At 54.4% G+C, this 17553-nt stretch carries 16 protein-coding genes and 1 riboswitch; of the genes, 4 read left to right on the top strand and 12 right to left on the bottom strand.

From position 1 onward, the window contains the following. Positions 1-27: 27 nt before the first annotated feature. Positions 28-501 carry a recombinase family protein gene (locus tag ACMGGP_RS11495; protein WP_207713353.1) on the bottom strand — a complete coding sequence of 158 codons (474 nt, stop codon included), beginning with the start codon at positions 499-501 and terminating at the stop codon, positions 28-30. A gap of 968 nt (positions 502-1469) precedes the next feature. On the opposite strand from ACMGGP_RS11495, the gene ACMGGP_RS11490 reads away from it, so the two are divergent. Further along, the gene (locus ACMGGP_RS11490; RefSeq protein ID WP_167430682.1) at positions 1470-2279 is read left to right on the top strand and encodes a short-chain dehydrogenase; all 810 of its coding nucleotides are present in this window, start codon (positions 1470-1472) and stop codon (positions 2277-2279) included. Between the two features lie 176 nt (positions 2280-2455). Then, positions 2456-2593, top strand: a complete 138-nt coding sequence (locus tag ACMGGP_RS11485; protein WP_167430683.1) for a hypothetical protein — start codon at positions 2456-2458, stop codon at positions 2591-2593. 151 nt (positions 2594-2744) lie between these two features. Here the strand turns inward: ACMGGP_RS11485 and ACMGGP_RS11480 are convergent, their stop codons facing one another. Continuing rightward, complete coding sequence (locus ACMGGP_RS11480) at positions 2745-3416, bottom strand: DUF4823 domain-containing protein (protein WP_243208644.1); 672 nt, start codon at positions 3414-3416, stop codon at positions 2745-2747. A gap of 93 nt (positions 3417-3509) precedes the next feature. After that, a riboswitch (TPP riboswitch) is annotated at positions 3510-3610 on the top strand. Between the two features lie 34 nt (positions 3611-3644). Between ACMGGP_RS11480 and thiM the strand changes: the two genes are divergently transcribed. Next, on the top strand, positions 3645-4442 hold the full coding sequence (gene thiM / locus ACMGGP_RS11475; RefSeq protein ID WP_089413997.1) for a hydroxyethylthiazole kinase: 798 nt from the start codon (positions 3645-3647) through the stop codon (positions 4440-4442). Further along, the gene (thiD, locus tag ACMGGP_RS11470; protein ID WP_033778762.1) at positions 4429-5229 is read left to right on the top strand and encodes a bifunctional hydroxymethylpyrimidine kinase/phosphomethylpyrimidine kinase; all 801 of its coding nucleotides are present in this window, start codon (positions 4429-4431) and stop codon (positions 5227-5229) included. The genes thiM and thiD overlap by 14 nt, the downstream gene beginning before the upstream one ends. 52 nt (positions 5230-5281) lie before the next feature. On the opposite strand, the gene ACMGGP_RS11465 is transcribed toward thiD, so the two are convergent. The 10 genes from ACMGGP_RS11465 to ACMGGP_RS11420 all read right to left on the bottom strand — a co-directional run bounded on the left by ACMGGP_RS11465 (position 5282) and on the right by ACMGGP_RS11420 (position 17545). Next, positions 5282-5968, bottom strand: coding sequence for a GntR family transcriptional regulator (locus tag ACMGGP_RS11465; protein ID WP_010248206.1), 687 nt, complete (start codon positions 5966-5968; stop codon positions 5282-5284). A gap of 100 nt (positions 5969-6068) precedes the next feature. Continuing rightward, positions 6069-7529, bottom strand: coding sequence for a mannitol dehydrogenase family protein (locus tag ACMGGP_RS11460; RefSeq protein ID WP_498798455.1), 1461 nt, complete (start codon positions 7527-7529; stop codon positions 6069-6071). Between the two features lie 67 nt (positions 7530-7596). Beyond that, positions 7597-8880 carry an MFS transporter gene (locus ACMGGP_RS11455; protein WP_010248200.1) on the bottom strand — a complete coding sequence of 428 codons (1284 nt, stop codon included), beginning with the start codon at positions 8878-8880 and terminating at the stop codon, positions 7597-7599. Positions 8881-8962: 82 nt separating this feature from the next. Beyond that, on the bottom strand, positions 8963-9973 hold the full coding sequence (locus ACMGGP_RS11450) for a Zn-dependent oxidoreductase (RefSeq protein WP_033788256.1): 1011 nt from the start codon (positions 9971-9973) through the stop codon (positions 8963-8965). A 10-nt stretch (positions 9974-9983) separates the two neighbouring features. Then, positions 9984-11198, bottom strand: coding sequence for a D-mannonate dehydratase ManD (manD, locus tag ACMGGP_RS11445; protein WP_010670990.1), 1215 nt, complete (start codon positions 11196-11198; stop codon positions 9984-9986). Positions 11199-11418: 220 nt separating this feature from the next. Further along, positions 11419-12318 (bottom strand): lipid kinase YegS, encoded by a 900-nt coding sequence (gene yegS, locus ACMGGP_RS11440; RefSeq protein ID WP_010248192.1) that lies wholly within the window; start codon positions 12316-12318, stop codon positions 11419-11421. Between the two features lie 218 nt (positions 12319-12536). Continuing rightward, positions 12537-13916: a prephenate-dependent tRNA uridine(34) hydroxylase TrhP gene (gene trhP / locus ACMGGP_RS11435; RefSeq protein WP_154210360.1), complete on the bottom strand. Its 1380-nt coding sequence runs from the start codon at positions 13914-13916 to the stop codon at positions 12537-12539. Positions 13917-14039: 123 nt separating this feature from the next. Further along, positions 14040-14747, bottom strand: a complete 708-nt coding sequence (gene baeR / locus ACMGGP_RS11430) for an envelope stress response regulator BaeR (protein ID WP_010248188.1) — start codon at positions 14745-14747, stop codon at positions 14040-14042. 6 nt (positions 14748-14753) lie between these two features. Further along, entirely contained in the window at positions 14754-16142 is a 1389-nt protein-coding gene (gene baeS / locus ACMGGP_RS11425; RefSeq protein ID WP_010670989.1) for an envelope stress sensor histidine kinase BaeS, read from the bottom strand. Continuing rightward, positions 16139-17545 (bottom strand): MFS transporter, encoded by a 1407-nt coding sequence (locus ACMGGP_RS11420; RefSeq protein WP_010248184.1) that lies wholly within the window; start codon positions 17543-17545, stop codon positions 16139-16141. Before ACMGGP_RS11420 ends, baeS begins: the two co-directional genes overlap by 4 nt. Positions 17546-17553: the final 8 nt, after the last annotated feature.

The raw sequence follows: 17553 nt of genomic DNA, 5'->3' as shown, positions 1-17553 counted from the left end.
AAAGCTCCTTACTAATAGCCAACTTATTCATTCCCCCTCATATAGCTCACGTATACGTGTATGAAGAGCTTCATCAGGCTTAGGGCCAAAAACTACGCCTCTCTCCTTAGCAGCCTTCTTACCCTCATTGGTACGCTCTAATATACGCTTACGCTCAAACTCTCCCACAGCTGCAATCACTGTGTAGATAACACGTCCAATGTCAGAGTTAATATCTGTTTGCCCTAAGTCCATACACACTAAGCCTACTCCCTTAGCCTTCAGCTCATCAGCAATAGACAGAGCATCACGTGTATTACGTGCTAAGCGGTCTAGCTTCATCACAACAACAGTGTAGCCTTCCTGCACATCAGCAAGCAGGCGTACCAGCTCAGGCCTCTGAGCATTCTTACCAGAAATGTTCTCATGATACACACGCTCACAGCCCAGCTCTGTGAGAGCAGTTACCTGTATGCCTGTGTTCTGCTCCTGTGTACTAACACGTGCATACCCATATTTCATTTCGCTCACTCCAGCCTGTTATTAATGTGTATAGAGTGATTGAGTGTCCATAGTTTTACTCAGGATTTCACCTGTAACTTTATCAATGGCAAACATCATGCCATCTACTTTAATCCATTCAATTTTCATTATTATTGTTATCCTTGAAAGGGTAGTTTATTTCGGCGGTAGTTATTAAGGGCTAATAGCGAGGTAGTTATTAAAGGATTCTATACCCTCTTATCTATCTGCATACATGATACATATCATGGGCATTTCCTGCGGAGCCTGCCCATGCGGGGAATGTCAACAGAATGCCTACGGCGTTACGCTGAGAACTCATTCAGCTAGCAATAGGCTAGCCTCACTTCGTTCAGAAAGAATAAAGGCTGTTGCTGGGAGCGTGGCGAGCACGAGAGTGCGAGATAGCTTCAGGCGTTTCTTTTAGCCTGCCCGGCTAGGGCGTTAGGATGTTATTCATTTCTATTAGGATTAATAGATAATAATTAATAGTACCTATACTATGTATTACCGGGTGAACAGGTAAAAAGTAACGAATTTTCTTCATAAGGACAATAAAAAATAATGTCTCTATATAGTAATATCGAATTTTTAAGAAAAATACTGCAAACTATTTTAATTATCTCGCCTGAATCCTCTAACTTATTGATAGGTAAAGAAGGGAAAATTCAGGACAAACAGCTTCCTAACTATTCATTATAGCATTTAATTGTTAGCCACTGTTCAGCCAGTCTATGGCAACAGGTATGCGTGCCATTTAAACGCCCTGTAACGCATTAGGAGGAGAGGTAATATAAAGGGCAGGGGTATGTGTTATTTTAAGCGAGATACTGCCAGAATGCCTCTGAGAGCGTTAGAGGGTAAATGTCTTTTCTTCTTCTAATTTTACTACACTTAGTAGTTCACACACCATACAGATTCATCCTATGATGCCAGCTTACATTGTACACAAAAACAAGGGATCATCAATGTCAGCCTCCTCCGATAACTCTCCTGTCCTGCCTTCTTCAGAGGATTTTTACCTTAAATACGCTCTTTATGATAGCGTTGATATCCGCAACGTAAATAAAAACTTGTTTGAATTATTAATTTCAGCACCGGACACTATTGATTCATATTGCCATGGGTGTAAGTCACATAGCGTTTTTAGCAGAGAGTCTCGCAGAAGCAGTTCTATACTCGAGGGGTTCGACATTAGCTATGGCTATAAACAGCAACAGTTTTATTGCGCAAGGGAACAGAGTCACAAATTAGTATTTTTCTTGTATGTGTCAGAAGTAGATTTTACGCTTCAGAAAGTTGGTCAAAACCCAAGTGTAGCTGATTTGAATATGCATGATGTGAAAAAATACTCATCTGTGCTTAGCAGGCAATATTTTAATGAATTAAAGAAAGCTATTGGTCTTGCGGCTCATGGTGTAGGCGTAGGTTCATTTGTTTATCTGCGTAGAATTTTTGAAAGCCTGATTGAAGAGGCTAAAGCAGAAGCATTAAAAGATGATAGCTTTGATGAGCAAGCATTTAAAACGGCCAGGATGAATGACAAGATAAAAATGCTTAGCGGACATCTTCCCCCCTTCCTTGTTGAGAACCATCAGCTTTATGGAATCCTTAGCAAAGGGGTGCATGAGCTAAGCGAGCAAGAATGTTTAGACGCCTTCCCTGTGGTTAAAGTCGGCATTGAGTTAATTCTTGATGAGCACATTGTTGAGAAGCAACGCAGGGCTAAAATTGAAGCCAGTAGAAAAGCGCTAGCTGCATTGGCTATTAAGAAATAAATATTCTTGACTTTTAAACCTTAACAGCATTAACATTAACACAAGTGCGTTTAGCAAGTGTATGCGTAGGTTCGAGTCCTACCTCAATGCTTGCTCTTCTGGCCCTTCTCTTAATCTTAAACCTAATACGCTATATCAGCGTTTTGTTAAATGATTATGCTAATAAGGGGGTGCCTATGAATAAACTTTTGCGTCACATCGTGTTGTTTGTCGCTTTATTTTTTGAAACGTTGTGGGCTGGAATAGTGAGCGTTGCCGCTGGCGGAATCACAGGCGGAGTCCAGAATGTCTGGACACTAGCTAAGCGCATTTGATTATGGCTAATCCCTTAGCCTTCTCTTCATCATCCCATCAAATCAGCCACACTACTCGCCTTAATGTGGCTGTATCTGACTGATTAATTTCTGAAATTTTAACATTTCCCTCATGCTTATATATCACTCTATCTTTATCTTAAGTTAATCCTTAGTAGAGGGATGATATATAGCTGTTAATAGGTACTGATAACAAATCCTGAGGATGGTCACCGCCCCAGGTTGCAATCTTACTTGAACCATTAATTACCGAAGAGCTTAGCAAAGATAAATCTGATGATTTATAAATAGCTAATTTTATCTCGATTTTATCAGGCTTCATTGACCATTCAGTAGCCCTGTCTTCCCAATGTAGAATCTGAGGTACTACCAAGTATGTATAATCATTAGAGTTATTCTTTAGGCATTGAATATCTGAGCACTGCTGAGAAATGCTGACATTATCTGAATGCCGTGTAAACGCGGCCTGTATAGCACTGGCTGTTTCCTGCCCGGAACTACGATAAACTGTTGTGTCATAGAAGCCATCTTTAGGCATGGCAATGAGTACAGAACCTTTCCTATCTAAAAGTTCAGTAGTTTGCTTTACGTCAATTTGATTATATTTAGCAGAGCAGCCAGCTAACATAATAGCCGCTAACGACAGGGCAGTTCCTTTCATGATCTTCCCAAATAAGATTGTAATATTGCATTGCTCTAAGAGTTTTCCTAAGTATCCAATTTTTAAAGCATCAAAAGCAAGCAATTGATTGTTTTGAAATGGGTAGGTGAGTTCGATGCATGTCACAAACACTGTGATAAAATTGGCACAAAACTGTGACATTCCCTTTCGGCGTAATCAATGCGGTCAGGCATCAGGACACAGGCTTGTGCAAACAAGCCCCTTCCCGTAAGCTGCTAATAGATGGAGTAATATCTATATGACTCGGGGTGCCGCTTTCCACACGGAAAGGGCTGAGAAAAACCCGCTGACCTGAACTGGATAATGCCAGCGTAGGGAAGTCTGATGCCTGACCGCATTCGCCTTCTTGTTCGCCGGTTGGGAGCTACGATGACACATCAATCTCAACACCTTTCTGCCGCGCACTTCGCGCCCATTCTGCACGCTTTCCGGCGCCAGTCACCGCTGGTGCACTGTATGACCAATGACGTGGTCCAGAACTTCACCGCCAACGTGTTGCTGGCACTCCATGCCTCACCGGCGATGGTGATCGATGCCGCTGAGGCTGCCCAGTTCAGTAGCATGGCCGATGCACTGCTGATTAACGTGGGCACCTTAACCCGCGATCGCCAGCAGGCGATGCAGGCTGCCGTCACCGCGGCTAATCAGGCGGGCACGCCCTGGACACTCGATCCGGTTGCCGTCGGCGCGCTGACGCTGCGCAGTGACTTCTGCCAGCAGTTGTTAAACCAGCAACCGGCGGTGATTCGGGGGAATGCGTCAGAGATTCTGGCGCTGGCACAACAGGCCAGCGGCGGGCGCGGTGTCGACACGCTGCATCAGGCGGATGCAGCACTCGATGCGGCCCAACAGCTCGCGGAAACCTGGAGCACGCTGGTGGTCGTCACCGGTGAAGTGGACTACGCCACCGATGGTCAGCGACTCCTTGCTGTACACGGTGGAAGCCCCTTAATGACACAGGTAGTCGGGACCGGCTGCGCCCTCTCGGCAGTGGTGGCGGGTTTCAGCTCTCTGCCTGGCGATCGGCTGATGAATGTCGCGGCCGCCTGTCAGGTGATGGCGCTGGCGGGTGAAAAGGCGGCGGCGCAGGCTGCCGGACCCGGCAGCTTTGCCACGGCGTTTATTGATGCACTCTGGACGCTGGAGGGTAATCATGAAACGTATTAACGCTCTGACGATTGCGGGTACCGATCCCAGCGGCGGCGCAGGGATTCAGGCCGATCTCAAGACCTTCTCCGCTCTGGGAGCCTATGGCACCAGCGTCATCACCGCGCTGGTGGCACAGAACACCTGCGGCGTGCAGTCGGTTTATCGCATTACGCCTGACTTTGTGGCCGCCCAGCTCGATTCGGTGCTCAGTGATGTGCGCATCGACAGCGCAAAAATTGGCATGCTGTCAGAAACGGCTATCGTGGAGCAGGTTGCGGCCCGGCTGAGCAATGCGGCAATCCCGTTTATCGTGCTGGACACGGTCATGGTTGCGAAAAGTGGTGATGCGCTGCTCTCGCCAGACGCCGTAGCCAGTGTACGAGAGCTGTTATTGCCGCAGGTCTCGCTGATCACGCCTAATCTGCCGGAAGCGGCGGCGTTGCTGGATTGCGCCATTGCGGCAGATGAAGAGGAAATGCGCGAGCAGGGACGGGCATTGCTGGCACTGGGCTGTCAGGCCGTGCTGATGAAGGGCGGTCACCTTACGGCGGCGGAGAGCCCGGACTGGCTGATCACGCACTCAGCAGAGCAGCGATTCAGTACGCCGCGCGTGAATACCCGTCATACGCACGGCACCGGCTGTACGCTGTCGGCAGCCTTAGCCGCGTTGCGACCACGTCATGCTGACTGGGCAGAGACGATCGGGGAAGCCAAAAACTGGTTACAGCAGGCGCTGCTGCAGGCGGATTCGCTGGAGGTCGGGAAGGGTATCGGGCCGGTTCACCATTTTCATCAATGGTGGTAACGACGAAGGCCCGCATCGACCTGGTAATCAGGTGGTGCGGGCGGTTTCAGGTTCAGGGTGCTTCAAACCAGGCGCTGTTACGCTCGGCAATCGGGGTGATAGAGAAGATCATCTCCTGCAGATGACGACGCATTGCCGCTTCGGCTGCATCGGCGTCATGACGCTTCAGCGCCGCAAAAATCTCTTCATGCTGCTCAATCAGCTTGTCCGGTGGAGAGACTTCACTCAGCGTCAGAAACCGCACCCGGTCCATGGCCGCTTTGATGTTCTCCACCGTTTCCCAGGCCAGCTTACAGTCAATGCTTTCAGCAATCAGGCGATGAAACTCATCGTCCAGAGTGAGAAAAGCCTGGCTGTCATGCCGTTCAGCGGCCATGCGCTGCAGCTGCAGGTTATGCTCCAGCGCCATCAGGGCCGGATCATCAATCTCCAGTGCCGCACGGCGAACCACCGACACCTCGACTGCCTCCCGGATAAAACGGCCATCCGCCACCCGCTTAGCGGAGATTTTGCGCACGAAAGTGCCACGCTGCGGCAATACCTGTACCAGTCCGGCTTCGGCCAGCTTGATGAACGCTTCACGCACCGGCTGGCGTGAAACGTTGAAGCGCGCGGACACCTCTTTTTCCGAGAGCAGCGAGCCCGGCTGAATTGCGCAGGTGACGATATCTTTGCGCAGATACCGGTAAATCTGCTGATTTACCGGTTCGCTGGTAGTAATGGTATAGGCGATCGACATGCAGCAATATCCATATTACGGCTGGCAGGGGCCAGCGCGATGGGAAAGTGTCAGTCTAATCAGCGCGCTGCATCTGCGCCAGCGCTTTGTCACCAGGCTGTTATGCCTGGCTCATACACTGCTGCACCGTCGCCCGCGCGCCCTGAGTCGTCAGCTGCTGGTAATACGTCGTCAGTCGGGCCACCAGATCGGCGTTCTGCGCCAGATCGTCGCCAAAGATGTCGCGCAGACCCAATAGCGCACGGACACGCGCTTCGCCTTCTTCGCTACCGGCAACCGTCTCTGCCAGCGTGGCTTTCAGCGGATCGCGGATCTCAATCGGTTGACCCTGTTCATCGACGCCGCCGACATAGCGCATCCAGCCCGCCACGCCCAGCAGCAGCAGGTCGCAGCGGCTACCGCGCTGCAGATGCCAGCGCAGACTATCGAGCATGCGTTGTGGCAATTTTTGCGATCCGTCAGTGGCGATTTGATATGTGCGATGTTTAATGGCACGGTTTTCGTAACGGGCGATCAGCGAATCGGCATAGGCGTTGAGATCCACGCCCTGGGTACGCAGCGTCGGCGCCTGCTCATCAATCATCAGTGAACGGGCGGCGGCGCGGAAATGGGGATCGGCCACGCAGTCGCTGATGTATTCATAACCGGCCAGGAAGCCGAGATAGGCCAGAAAAGAGTGGCTGCCATTCAGCATGCGCAGTTTCATCTCTTCATAGGGCAGAACGTCACTGACCAGTTCTGCGCCCGCTTTTTCCCACGCCGGACGGCCATTGACGAAGTTATCTTCAATCACCCACTGAAAGAAGGGCTCCGCTTCAACCGCAACCGGGTCGTCGGAACCCAGACGCGCGCCTAGTGCCGCAAACGCTGCATCGGTCATGGCCGGAACGATACGATCCACCATGGTGGAGGGGAAGGTAATGTGTTGCTGAATATAGTCTGCCAGTGCCGGATCCTGATGCTGTGCCAGTTGCACAACAACGTTGCGGGTCACGTGACCGTTTTCCGGCATGTTGTCACAGGACATCACGCTAAAGGCGGGTAAGCCCTGATCCCGTCGGCGGCGAATCGCGGCCAGAATCAGACCGGGCAGCGAACGCGGCGAATGCGGATTCTGCAGGTCATGCACGATATCAGGGTGATCGGGATTTAAATTTCCACTGGCAGGCTGGTGGCAATAGCCTTTTTCGGTGACGGTCATGGAGACAATGGCCACCTCAGGCTGGCTCATGGCATTGATCACCGCCTCAATACCGTCACTTTTGCCGTGCAGTGCCTGAGTAATGACGCCAACCACCCGGGTATGCAATGAATCATCGGCCATCTCGGTGAGGGTATAAAGCAGCTGCTGCTCTCGCAGGGCCTCAATCAACGCGCCGCTGTTGAGGTTCACTTCACAATAACCCCAGTCGCTGCCCTGTTCAGCCAGCTTATCGCTGCAGAGCGCCTGATGGGCGCGGTGAAATGCACCAAAACCGATATGTACCATACGGGTTTTTAACTGGCTGCGGTCGTAAGCGGGGCGCTTGACCTCAGCGGGCAGGCGATCAATCTGTAACATAGTCCATCCTTATGGCACACGGGGCGCAAAGCGCCCCGAAATCATACATCTGTTAGCGAAACAACACTCAGACCGAAACCGGTTTATCCTGGGTTTTCGGACTGCGAATCACAAATAACACCAGGAAGGCACCCAGCGCGGCGACACAGCCCGCAAGGATAAAGGCGCTATCGAATTTACCGGTGTGATGAACAATAAACCCGGTGACGATGGGCCCGATGATGCCGGAGAGGCTACCCACCAGATGGATAAAGCCGCTAATGCTGCCGATACGGCTCTTGTGCACCACATCCTGAATAATCGCCCAGTAGATTGCGCCGGTGATATAGAGAAAGAAAATCGACACCGACATCATAATTACCGCAGGCACCACATCTTTTATCGTACCCGCCAGCGCCACACAAATTGCGGCGGCCAGCAGTGAGACCACCAGCACAATTTTACGGGACAACAACAGCTTGCCGGTGATGTTAAAGATCTTATCGGAGATCCAGCCACCCAGCGCCAGGCCAACGAAACCGACGATCCACGGGATCATAGTGGTGATGCTCATCGATTTGATATCCAGGCCGTGCGCCTGCACCAGGTAGGCCGGGAACCAGCTCAGGAAGAAGAACAGAATGTAGTTGTAGCAGAAGAAGGCAAAAGCGGTGACCAGGATAATCGGCTGGCGCAGGTAGTAGCCAAACGGATGTGACGTTTCCGACAGATCAACTTCATCATTCGGGTTCGTTGCTTTCAGGCGATCAATCAGCAGACGTTCCTCTTCGCTGACACGCTTGCTCTTCGCCGGATTGTCAGCGGCGAAGAAGAGCCAGAATGCCATCCACACCAGTCCGATACAGCAGACAATTACGAACGCCGGACGCCAGCCATAGGCGAGCGCCAGATAACCAATGATTGGGCCAGCGACCGCACCACCCAAAGGTGATCCGGCACTCAGTAAGCCCATGGCCGTCGCGGCCTGTTTTTTCGGGAACCAGCCGTTAATCGCTTTGTTGGCCGAGGAGCAGATCGGGCCTTCAGCCATGCCGAACAGCACACGCAGGATCAGCAGTGACCAGAAGCCGGTGGCCAGTGCGGTCATGCCGCAGAAAATGGACCAGGCTCCTACCGCCACGGCCAGCACGATTTTAGGGCCATAGCGGTCAGTGGCAAGGCCGCCAAGGAAGTTAAACAGGGCATAGCCAAAGAAAAAGCTGCCGAAGATCATGCCAAACTGCTCAGCATTGATCGCCAGATCTTTTTCCACCAGCGGCACCGTCAGCGACAGGGCGACACGATCGAGGTAGTTAATCATGTAAACCAGGAACAGCAGCAAAACGAGGGTCCAGCGCAGATTCTTGAACATACAAACTCCGTGATCTGTTTTATCTTTATAGTCATGCCGGCGGGTACGCACCGGCTGAGGAGACCTGGTGTTCAGCGGATAATTAACCCATCTGAAGTATGACTTTGCAGCAGGTGCGCGGATCTTTTTCAAACAGGGTCATCGCACGCTCAATCTCCTGCAGCGGGAAGTAGTGCGTGACCAGTTTCTCTGGCTGGATTAACCCTTTTTCCATCCATTCGATCACCTGGGGGAAACGATTGCTGTTAAGACGTGAGGTAAACAGCGACAGCTCCTTGCTGGTCAGGCTCTGCTGAGTAATGCTGCACGGCTCGCCGGAGAAACCCAGCAGGCCAATGCGCGCGGCCGGTGAGGCGAGGGCAGCTGCTTCAGCCAGAATGGTGGGATGGCAGGCCGCGTCGATAATCAGCGTAGGCTGCACGCCCTCAAGCTGTGCCGCCAGCGGGATTTCGCTGTTATCGAACAGTTGATCCGCACCGCTCTGCTCTGCAAGTGCCAGCCTTTCCGGCAGGCGATCCACCACCATCACCTTTTTAACCTTATAGACGCCCTTCAGCACCTGAATCGCAGTGAGCCCCATCGGACCGGCACCGTAAATCAGCGCCACATCGTCTGGCTGCGGTTTGAGAAACGCGGTGATATTGGCGGCGATAGTGAAAGGCTCAACCAGACTGGCGAGCCGATCGGGGATGCTGTCCGGCAGGGAAAAGGCATTTTTTGCCGGAGCCAGCGCAAACTCGCTGAAGCCGCCATCACGGTGCACGCCAATCACCTGCAGTGTGGTGCAGACATTGGGACGGCCTACCGAGCAGGGATAGCAGCTGCCGCAGCTCACCACCGGATCCACCGCCACGCGGTCGCCCAGCCGGGCCGGATCAACACCGTCACCCACCGCGTCAATGACGCCGAAAAATTCGTGACCAATTACCCGTGGATATTTCGCGAACGGGTTATGACCGTGCCAGATATGCACATCAGAGCCGCAGATACTGGCATAAGCCACTTTGACCCGGACTTCGCCCGCCGCAGGTTGTGGCAGCGGACGTTCAGCCACTACCAGTTCACCCGGCTGTTCAATAACAACGCTTTTCATCAGCTTCTCCTTACCAGTTCCACAGGGTGCCGTCTTCAAGACGGGCGACCGGGAGATAGGCAGGTTCATAGGGATATTTCGACGCCAGTTTCTCGTTGAATTCAATGCCGAGACCGGGTTTGTCGCCTGGATGCATATAGCCCTGGTCAAAGGTCCAGTTTGCATCAAACAGCTCCATCATCTGTTCAGAGAAGCCCATGTACTCCTGCACACCGAAGTTCGGCACCCAGAGGTCAAAGTGCAGTGCAGCTGCCATGCAGACAGGGGAGAGATCAGAAGGACCGTGCGAGCCGGTGCGCACCTGATAGAGCGAGGCAAAATCAGCGATACGCCGCATACCGGTAATGCCGCCCGCATGCGTAATGGTGGTGCGGATGTAGTCGATCAGCTGTTCTTCAATCAGCTGCTTACAATCCCAGATGCTGTTGAACACTTCACCCACGGCAATCGGCGTAACGGTATGCTGGCGGATCAGGCGGAAGCACTCCTGATTCTCAGCAGGCGTCGGATCTTCCATCCAGAACAGGCGATAATCTTCCACGCTCTTGCCAAAACGCGCCGCTTCAATCGGCGTCAGGCGATGATGCATGTCATGCAGCAAGTGCTCGTCGAAACCAAACTTGTCACGGATGGCGGCGAACAGTTTCGGGGTGAAATCGAGGTATTTCTCGGTTGACCAGAGCTGCTCTTCCGGCCAGTTGCCTTTGGTTGCAGGCTCATAGGCCAGACCTTTACCTTTCGCCATGCCGTAAGTGGTTTTCATGCCCGGAACGCCGCACTGCGCGCGAATCGCTTTGAAGCCCAGCTCTTTGTGCTTCGCGTAGTCATCCATCACTTCATCAATGGAGTGACCGGTGGTGTGGCAATAGACCATCACGCCGGTACGGGATGCACCACCCAGCAGCTGATACACCGGCATATTGGCGGCTTTGCCTTTGATATCCCACAGTGCCATATCGACTGCCGAGATAGCGGACATGGTGACCGGGCCACGACGCCAGTAAGCGCCCTTGTAGAAATATTGCCAGATGTCTTCGATCTGATGCGCATCGCGGCCAATCAGCTGCGGGCAGACGTGATCTTTCAGGTAGGAGGCGACCGGTAATTCACGGCCATTCAGCGTTGCGTCGCCAATGCCGGTCAGACCCTGATCGGTGGTGATCTTTACGGTGACAAAGTTTCTGCCTGCGCAGGTTACAAATACTTCTGCCTTAACAATTTTCATCCTGGTTGCCTTAAGTCAGCGTTCAATGATGAAAAAGTACGCTCTTTAATACTACCATACAAGTTAGGGTGGCAGAGTTGTGAACGGAATCACAGAGTGTTTACATTGCCTGAAAACGCCCGTTAAGGCGTGATAAAGCGAGGCAGCAGGAGGGATGTTACGGAGAAAATGGGCGCTAATGGCAGCAGAAGAAAAAGGGGCTTTCGCCCCTGATGTCGGTTCAGGCAAGCAGCGCGCACTGCGGCGGCAGGCGGCAGCTCAGCGCGCCCGCCATCACCTCAATCACGAATTCGCGCCCGGAAAGCGGCTCGCCATCGAGGTTAAAGGTCATCTCATGCGGAGAACGGATCGTCAGTGACTCCAGTTGCGTGGTGACGATGCCGGGATTGTCATCGTCGCCGGTCAGCGAGTGCAGCAGGGTAGGCAGCAACTCCTGCGCGGTGACAACACTGACGTCAAGTCGGCCATCGTTGATCAGGGCAGAAGGGCATAACCGCTGACCGCCGCCCGCCTGACGACCATTACCGATACCGATCACCAGCGCATCACCCTGCCAGGCAAAATCGGGGCCGCTGATCTCGCAGGTATCCGGTTTCAGCGTATCCATGCGCATCAGGCCGTGAATAAAGTAGGAGACGCCACCCAGCGCCGACTTCAGCTTTTCCGGGGTTTCAGTCGTGATACGGGTGCCAAACCCGCCGGTCGCCATATTGATGAAGTAGTGGCTCTGGTTTACCCTGGCCAGATCGATGGCACTGGCTTTGCCCTGAATCGCCAGTCGCAGTGCTGGTTCCATCTCTTCCGGGATGCCGACGCTGGTGGCAAAATCGTTGGCGGTACCCAGCGGCAGGATGCCCAGCACCGGGCGATGATCCGCTTCAGAAGAAGCCAGCGCAGTCGCAATTTCATTGATGGTGCCATCGCCACCACCGGCCACCACGGTCGCGGCCTGCAGCGCAATGGCCTCTTTGACGTACCGATCGCCGTCACCTTTTTCAAATGTGACACGCACCGCAATGTCGAAGCCTTCTTCACGCAGGGTCGAGATAGCTTCGCGCAGATCATCATTACCCGCGCCTTTCCCATTCAGGATGAGCAGCGTAAGCGGTTTATTATCCATTTTGCGTTCCTTGAAGATCTACAGAGTAAGAAGGGATTTATAACACAGCTGCCAGCAGTAAATTATTGGCGAAAGAGAGAAAAGAAAACCCGCACGGGGGAGCCGGGCGGGTAAATGAGGTGGTTCCTGGTAAATCTGCCGTTTGTTGTTACTCGTTAGCAGCAGGCGGGACTATAAAGCAGCGCTGCGCAGGGGTCTGTGATCCTGTTCTGATTTCCTCAAAATGTTTCCGTTGGTAAACGATTATGAGGGTCCCGGGTATCTTCACCATGATCGAAGTTGCGCAGCAGCAGTGCAAAACGCAGATCCACCTCCTCTGGCACCCGCAGCCAGACGCGATGGCCATCGCCCGGCGCAACTTCAGTGGGTTCGCCGCGCGCATTCTGCAGCGCGTCCAGCTGGCAATTCAGGTTCCCCTGAGGCGTCATGATCTCCACGCTGTCGTGCAGCATAAACTTATTCTTCACCGCCACTTCAGCCCATTCGCCCCGGCGTTCGCCGGTGAATTCGCCGACAAACTGCTGGCGGTCGGACACCGAAAAGCCCTGCTGATAATTCTGGTAGCTGTCGTGAGTGTGGCGGCGCAGGAAGCCTTCGGTATAGCCACGATGTGCCAGGCCTTCCAGGGTTAACAGCAGTGAGGGATCAAACGGCTTACCGGCAGCGGCATCATCAATCGCCCGGCGATAAACCTGAGCGGTGCGGGCGCAGTAGTAGTAGGACTTGGTGCGTCCCTCAATCTTCAGCGAATGAACGCCCATCTCACTGAGCCGCTCCACGTGCGCAACCGCGCGCAGATCCCGCGAGTTCATGATGTAGGTGCCGTGCTCATCTTCGAACGCGCTCATCACCTCGCCGGGCTTCATCTTCTCTTCCAGCAGAAACACCTTGTCGGTGGGCTGACCAACGCCCAGCGTTGGCGTCACATCCTGTACGGCGACAGGCTGGTGGATACCGACGATATTCCCCACCTCATCCTGCTGACCCTCCGCCACTTTATACTCCCAGCGGCAGGCGTTGGTGCAGGTTCCCTGATTCGGGTCGCGTTTGTTCATATAGCCGGAGAGCAGGCAGCGACCGGAGTAGGCCATGCAGAGTGCGCCATGGACAAAGACTTCCAGCTCCATCTCCGGGACCTGCTGGCGGATCTCGGCGATCTCCTCCAGCGACAGCTCACGTGACAGAATCACCCGGCTCAGGCCCATCTGCTGCCAGAACTTTACCGTGGCCCAGTTGACCGCATTGGCCTGCACCGACAGATGAACCGGCATCGTCGGGAAAGCGTCGCGCACCAGCATGATCAGGCCGGGATCGGACATGATCAGCGCGTCGGGCTGCATCGCCACTACCGGCGCTAAGTCACGAATAAAGGTTTTCAGCTTGGCGTTGTGCGGCGCAATGTTCACCACCACGTAGAATTTTTTACCCAGCGCGTGCGCTTCACTGATGCCCAGTGCGAGGTTTTCGTGGGTGAATTCGTTGTTGCGCACCCGCAGGCTGTAGCGCGGCTGGCCGGCATAGACGGCATCGGCACCATAAGCAAACGCGTAACGCATGTTCTTCAGGGTGCCAGCGGGGGAAAGCAGTTCGGGTTTCATGATTTTCTCACTGATGTCAGGTCAGCATGTCGCCTCAGGCGGCAGGTGCAGGGCAGTTAAGCCCTGCAAAAGGTGCGGAATTGTAGGCAGTGAGAAAAGGGAAGTAAATTGATCGGGATCAAACTAGATCAAATGACAGGCATCGGCTTCCCAGCGATAGCCCATGCCGTAGACGGCGCGGATAAAAGGTTGCTCGCTGTCGAGAGTCTCCAGCTTGCGCCGCAGGTTCTTTATATGGCTGTCGATGGTGCGGTCCGTGACCACGCGGTAGTCATCATAGAGATGGTTAAGCAGCTGTTCGCGTGAAAAGACCTTGCCCGGCTCCAGCGACAGCGTTTTCAGCAGACGGAACTCCGCCGGCGTGAGATCCAGCGGCTTGTCGCGCCAGCTGGCGAAGAAGCGGCTCTCATCGACGCGAAGTAACGAGGCGCTTTGCGGCTCTTCCGCCGACCGTTTTACCCGGCGCAGAATCGTTTTAACTCGTGCCACTACTTCACGCGGGCTGAAGGGTTTACAGATGTAGTCATCCGCGCCCAGCTCCAGCCCCAGCAGCCGATCGATCTCCTCGGTGCGGGCGGTGACCATAATAATCGGCAGTTCGGAATGACGACGGATTTCACGGCACAGCGTTAAACCGTCGGTGCCTGGCAGCATCAAATCCAGCAGCATCAGGTCGGGTGGCGTCTGGCGCACATACTCCAGCACCGCGTTACCGTCGGCGATGTGATGGGTACGGTAGTTCGAGGCATGCAGATAATCGATCATCAGCTGCGCCAGTTTCGGCTCATCTTCGACCACCAGAATCAGCGGGTCGTGGTTTTCCAGGCTCATAAGCGTCTACACAAGGGGAACATAGCGCAAGTGTAGCGCGATTTTCAGTCCACCTAAATCAGAGTGCGCCGCATGAATATCGCCGCCATGCGCGTCAGCGATATTTTTACAGATGGCCAGGCCCAGGCCCGAGCCACCGCTGGCGCGATTGCGCGAGCCTTCGGTGCGGAAGAAGCGCTCAAAAATCTGGGCCTGATGTTCCCCATCCACGCCCGGTGCGCTGTCATCAAACTCGATGCGCCAGTTGGGTGCCTCATAGTTCAGCGTCACTTCAACCCGGCCCCCGCTGTCGGTGTAGCGCAGGCTGTTCTCCAGCAGATTAGTGAACAACTGCATCAGGCGGTCGGGATCGCCAAAGAAGGGGGCGTTATCGGGCAGATTGAGTTTCAGCGTCAGCCCGTGTGCACGATAGCGTTCGGCAAAGCTGCCCGCCGTCACTTCCAGCAGTTGCACCAGATCGGTTGCCTGCTTGCGATAGGCAAGGGCGCCCTCATCGGACAGCGACAGCTGGTGCAGATCGTCGACCAGCTTGGTCAGCACCACCACTTCGCTCTGTAGCGAGGCGATCGCTTCCGGCGTCAGTTTGCGCACGCCATCCTGCATCGCTTCCAGTTCACCGCGCAGGATCGCCAGTGGAGTGCGTAACTCATGGGAGATATCGGCCATAAAGGCGCGGCGCATGCTCTCATTTTTCTCCAGCGAGCTGGCAAGGAGGTTAAAGTCCCTGGCCAGCTGGCCCAGCTCATCCCGGCTGCTGACCTCAACGCGGGTGGCAAAATTACCGGCCGCCAGATGATGGGTGCCGTCAACCAGTCGTTTGACCGGAGCCAGCAGACCGCGCGCCATCAGCCAGGTTGCCAGCGCCGCCAGCAGCGTGGACAGCCCGACGATAATCCAGCTGGTGCGCCGCTGCTGCTGATCAAAGTTAATGTCGGTGCTGCGCGTCAGCCGCTCCGGCGGCGAGCCGATGACCCAGCCGACCACTTTATTATTGCTGGTGGTGATATTGCGTCGCGTGCCTTCGGGCGGCACCGGCGATTTTGGCCCGGCCAGCACTTTATATTGCTGATCGAGGATCCAGAACTGGGTGCGCCAGCCGTGCGGCGGCAGCTGACTGTTACTGTCGGGATTCTGCTCCAGCGAGCGCAGCATGGTGAACACCAGCCGATCGTTGTGGCGCAAAAAATCCCAGTTGCCGTGCTGCTCATACTGATCGGCCAGGGCATCGCTGAGCAGATTTAACCGCTGCTCGTTGCCGCGCTTAATGTAGTCGACAAAGCCATGCTCGAAACTGAGGCGAACCCCCCAGTGCATGGTAATCAGCACCAGCATGCAGGTGGCGAAAATCGCCATAAACAGTTTGGCACCGATGCCCAGGCGCAGGTTATCTCTCATTTTTTTCTCCGGCGTCGCAAATCAACGTTGGTACTCACCTGTGGCGGCACGCGCCAGAACACCAGCGCGGGCAGGATGATAATCAGCGACATGCAAAGGTAGGTATAAATAAACATCTGATGTTCCGCCGTGCTGTTCGCTGCGCTTTCCTGAGCAAATGCCCCCAGCAGCAGCCCGGCCACGGTAACGCCAATACTCATCGACAGCTGCATAATCATCGACAGCAGGCTGTTGCCGCTGGACGCCAGCTCATCAGGCAGCTCCTTCAGCGTCAGGGTATTCATTGAAGAGAAGCGGATGGCGTTGACCATGCCCTGCAGAAACAGCACCAGTGGCAGCAGCCAGACCCAGCCCAGAATTGCCACCAGCGGAAACAGCAGGACCACCAGCGCCAGCGCCACGGTCGACATCACCAGCACGTTGCGGTAGCCATAAAGATTGACGATGCGCACCACAATGCGTTTCATCCCCATATTCCCCAGCACCATCGGAATCATCATCAGACCAGCATGAAACGGGCTGTAACCCATGCCGAGCTGCAGAAAGATAGGCGTCATAAAGGGCAGCATGCCGCTGCCGATGCGGCCGGTAAAACTGCCGAGCAGACCAATGGAGTAGATGCGATTATCAAACAGCTTCAGGCTGAACAGCGCATTATCATTGCTGCGCGCATGCATCAGGTAGAACAGCAGAGAGAACATACCAATGAGGATCATGGCACCCAGCAGCAGCGGAGAGCCGCCACTGCTGCGCTGACCATCCAGCGCCAGCGTCAGGGTTGCCATTCCGGCGGCCAGCAGGATAAAACCGCCGAAATCAAAGCGCCGCGTCTGCATGCTGTAGTTGGGCATCAGCATCAGGGTGGCAATAGCGCCTGCAATGCCGACCGGGATATTGATCAGAAAGATCCAGTGCCAGCTGGCGTACTCCACCAGCACACCGCCCAGCGCCGGACCCAGCAGCGGACCGATCTGGCCGGGCAGAGTGACAAACGTCATGGCGGACATATACTGCTCGCGCGGCACGATTTTCATCACCGTCAGACGACCCACCGGCACCATCATTGCCCCGCCAATCCCCTGAACCACCCGCGACAGCACCAGCTGATCGAGGGTGCCGGAGAGGGCGCACAGCAGTGATCCCAGGCTGAACAGCACAATGGCGCAGAAGAAAATGTTGCGCACGCCAAAGCGATCGGCCAGCCAGCCGCTGACCGGCAGCATCACCGCTACCGTCAGCACGTAATAGACGATGACCGAGTGCATGTGCAGCGGGCTGACACCCAGATCGTGCGCCATCGACGGGATCGCGGTATTCACGATGGTGGTATCCAGCGTCTGCATAAAGAAGCCGATGGCAACAATCCACAGTTGCCAGCGGACGTTAGTGCTTTGCGTACTCATCGATCCCC

The sequence above is a fragment of the Curtobacterium sp. BNK-1 genome (assembly GCF_048685235.1).
Classification (GTDB): Bacteria; Pseudomonadota; Gammaproteobacteria; order Enterobacterales; family Enterobacteriaceae; genus Pantoea; species Pantoea agglomerans.
This window is presented reverse-complemented; position numbering and strand designations above follow the sequence as displayed.

Bases quoted from the DNA above. Each gene is read 5' to 3' on its own strand.
- trhP (WP_154210360.1), bottom strand. From the start codon at position 13,916: ATGAAACCCGAACTGCTTTCCCCCGCTGGCACCCTGAAGAACATGCGT.
- ACMGGP_RS11490 (WP_167430682.1), top strand. From the start codon at position 1,470: ATGTCAGCCTCCTCCGATAACTCTCCTGTCCTGCCTTCTTCAGAGGAT.
- ACMGGP_RS11485 (WP_167430683.1), top strand. From the start codon at position 2,456: ATGAATAAACTTTTGCGTCACATCGTGTTGTTTGTCGCTTTATTTTTT.
- ACMGGP_RS11460 (WP_498798455.1), bottom strand. From the start codon at position 7,529: ATGTTACAGATTGATCGCCTGCCCGCTGAGGTCAAGCGCCCCGCTTAC.
- ACMGGP_RS11455 (WP_010248200.1), bottom strand. From the start codon at position 8,880: ATGTTCAAGAATCTGCGCTGGACCCTCGTTTTGCTGCTGTTCCTGGTT.
- thiD (WP_033778762.1), top strand. From the start codon at position 4,429: ATGAAACGTATTAACGCTCTGACGATTGCGGGTACCGATCCCAGCGGC.
- ACMGGP_RS11465 (WP_010248206.1), bottom strand. From the start codon at position 5,968: ATGTCGATCGCCTATACCATTACTACCAGCGAACCGGTAAATCAGCAG.
- ACMGGP_RS11480 (WP_243208644.1), bottom strand. From the start codon at position 3,416: ATGTCACAGTTTTGTGCCAATTTTATCACAGTGTTTGTGACATGCATC.
- baeR (WP_010248188.1), bottom strand. From the start codon at position 14,747: ATGAGCCTGGAAAACCACGACCCGCTGATTCTGGTGGTCGAAGATGAG.
- ACMGGP_RS11495 (WP_207713353.1), bottom strand. From the start codon at position 501: ATGAAATATGGGTATGCACGTGTTAGTACACAGGAGCAGAACACAGGC.
- ACMGGP_RS11450 (WP_033788256.1), bottom strand. From the start codon at position 9,973: ATGAAAAGCGTTGTTATTGAACAGCCGGGTGAACTGGTAGTGGCTGAA.
- ACMGGP_RS11420 (WP_010248184.1), bottom strand. From the start codon at position 17,545: ATGAGTACGCAAAGCACTAACGTCCGCTGGCAACTGTGGATTGTTGCC.
- baeS (WP_010670989.1), bottom strand. From the start codon at position 16,142: ATGAGAGATAACCTGCGCCTGGGCATCGGTGCCAAACTGTTTATGGCG.
- yegS (WP_010248192.1), bottom strand. From the start codon at position 12,318: ATGGATAATAAACCGCTTACGCTGCTCATCCTGAATGGGAAAGGCGCG.
- thiM (WP_089413997.1), top strand. From the start codon at position 3,645: ATGACACATCAATCTCAACACCTTTCTGCCGCGCACTTCGCGCCCATT.
- manD (WP_010670990.1), bottom strand. From the start codon at position 11,198: ATGAAAATTGTTAAGGCAGAAGTATTTGTAACCTGCGCAGGCAGAAAC.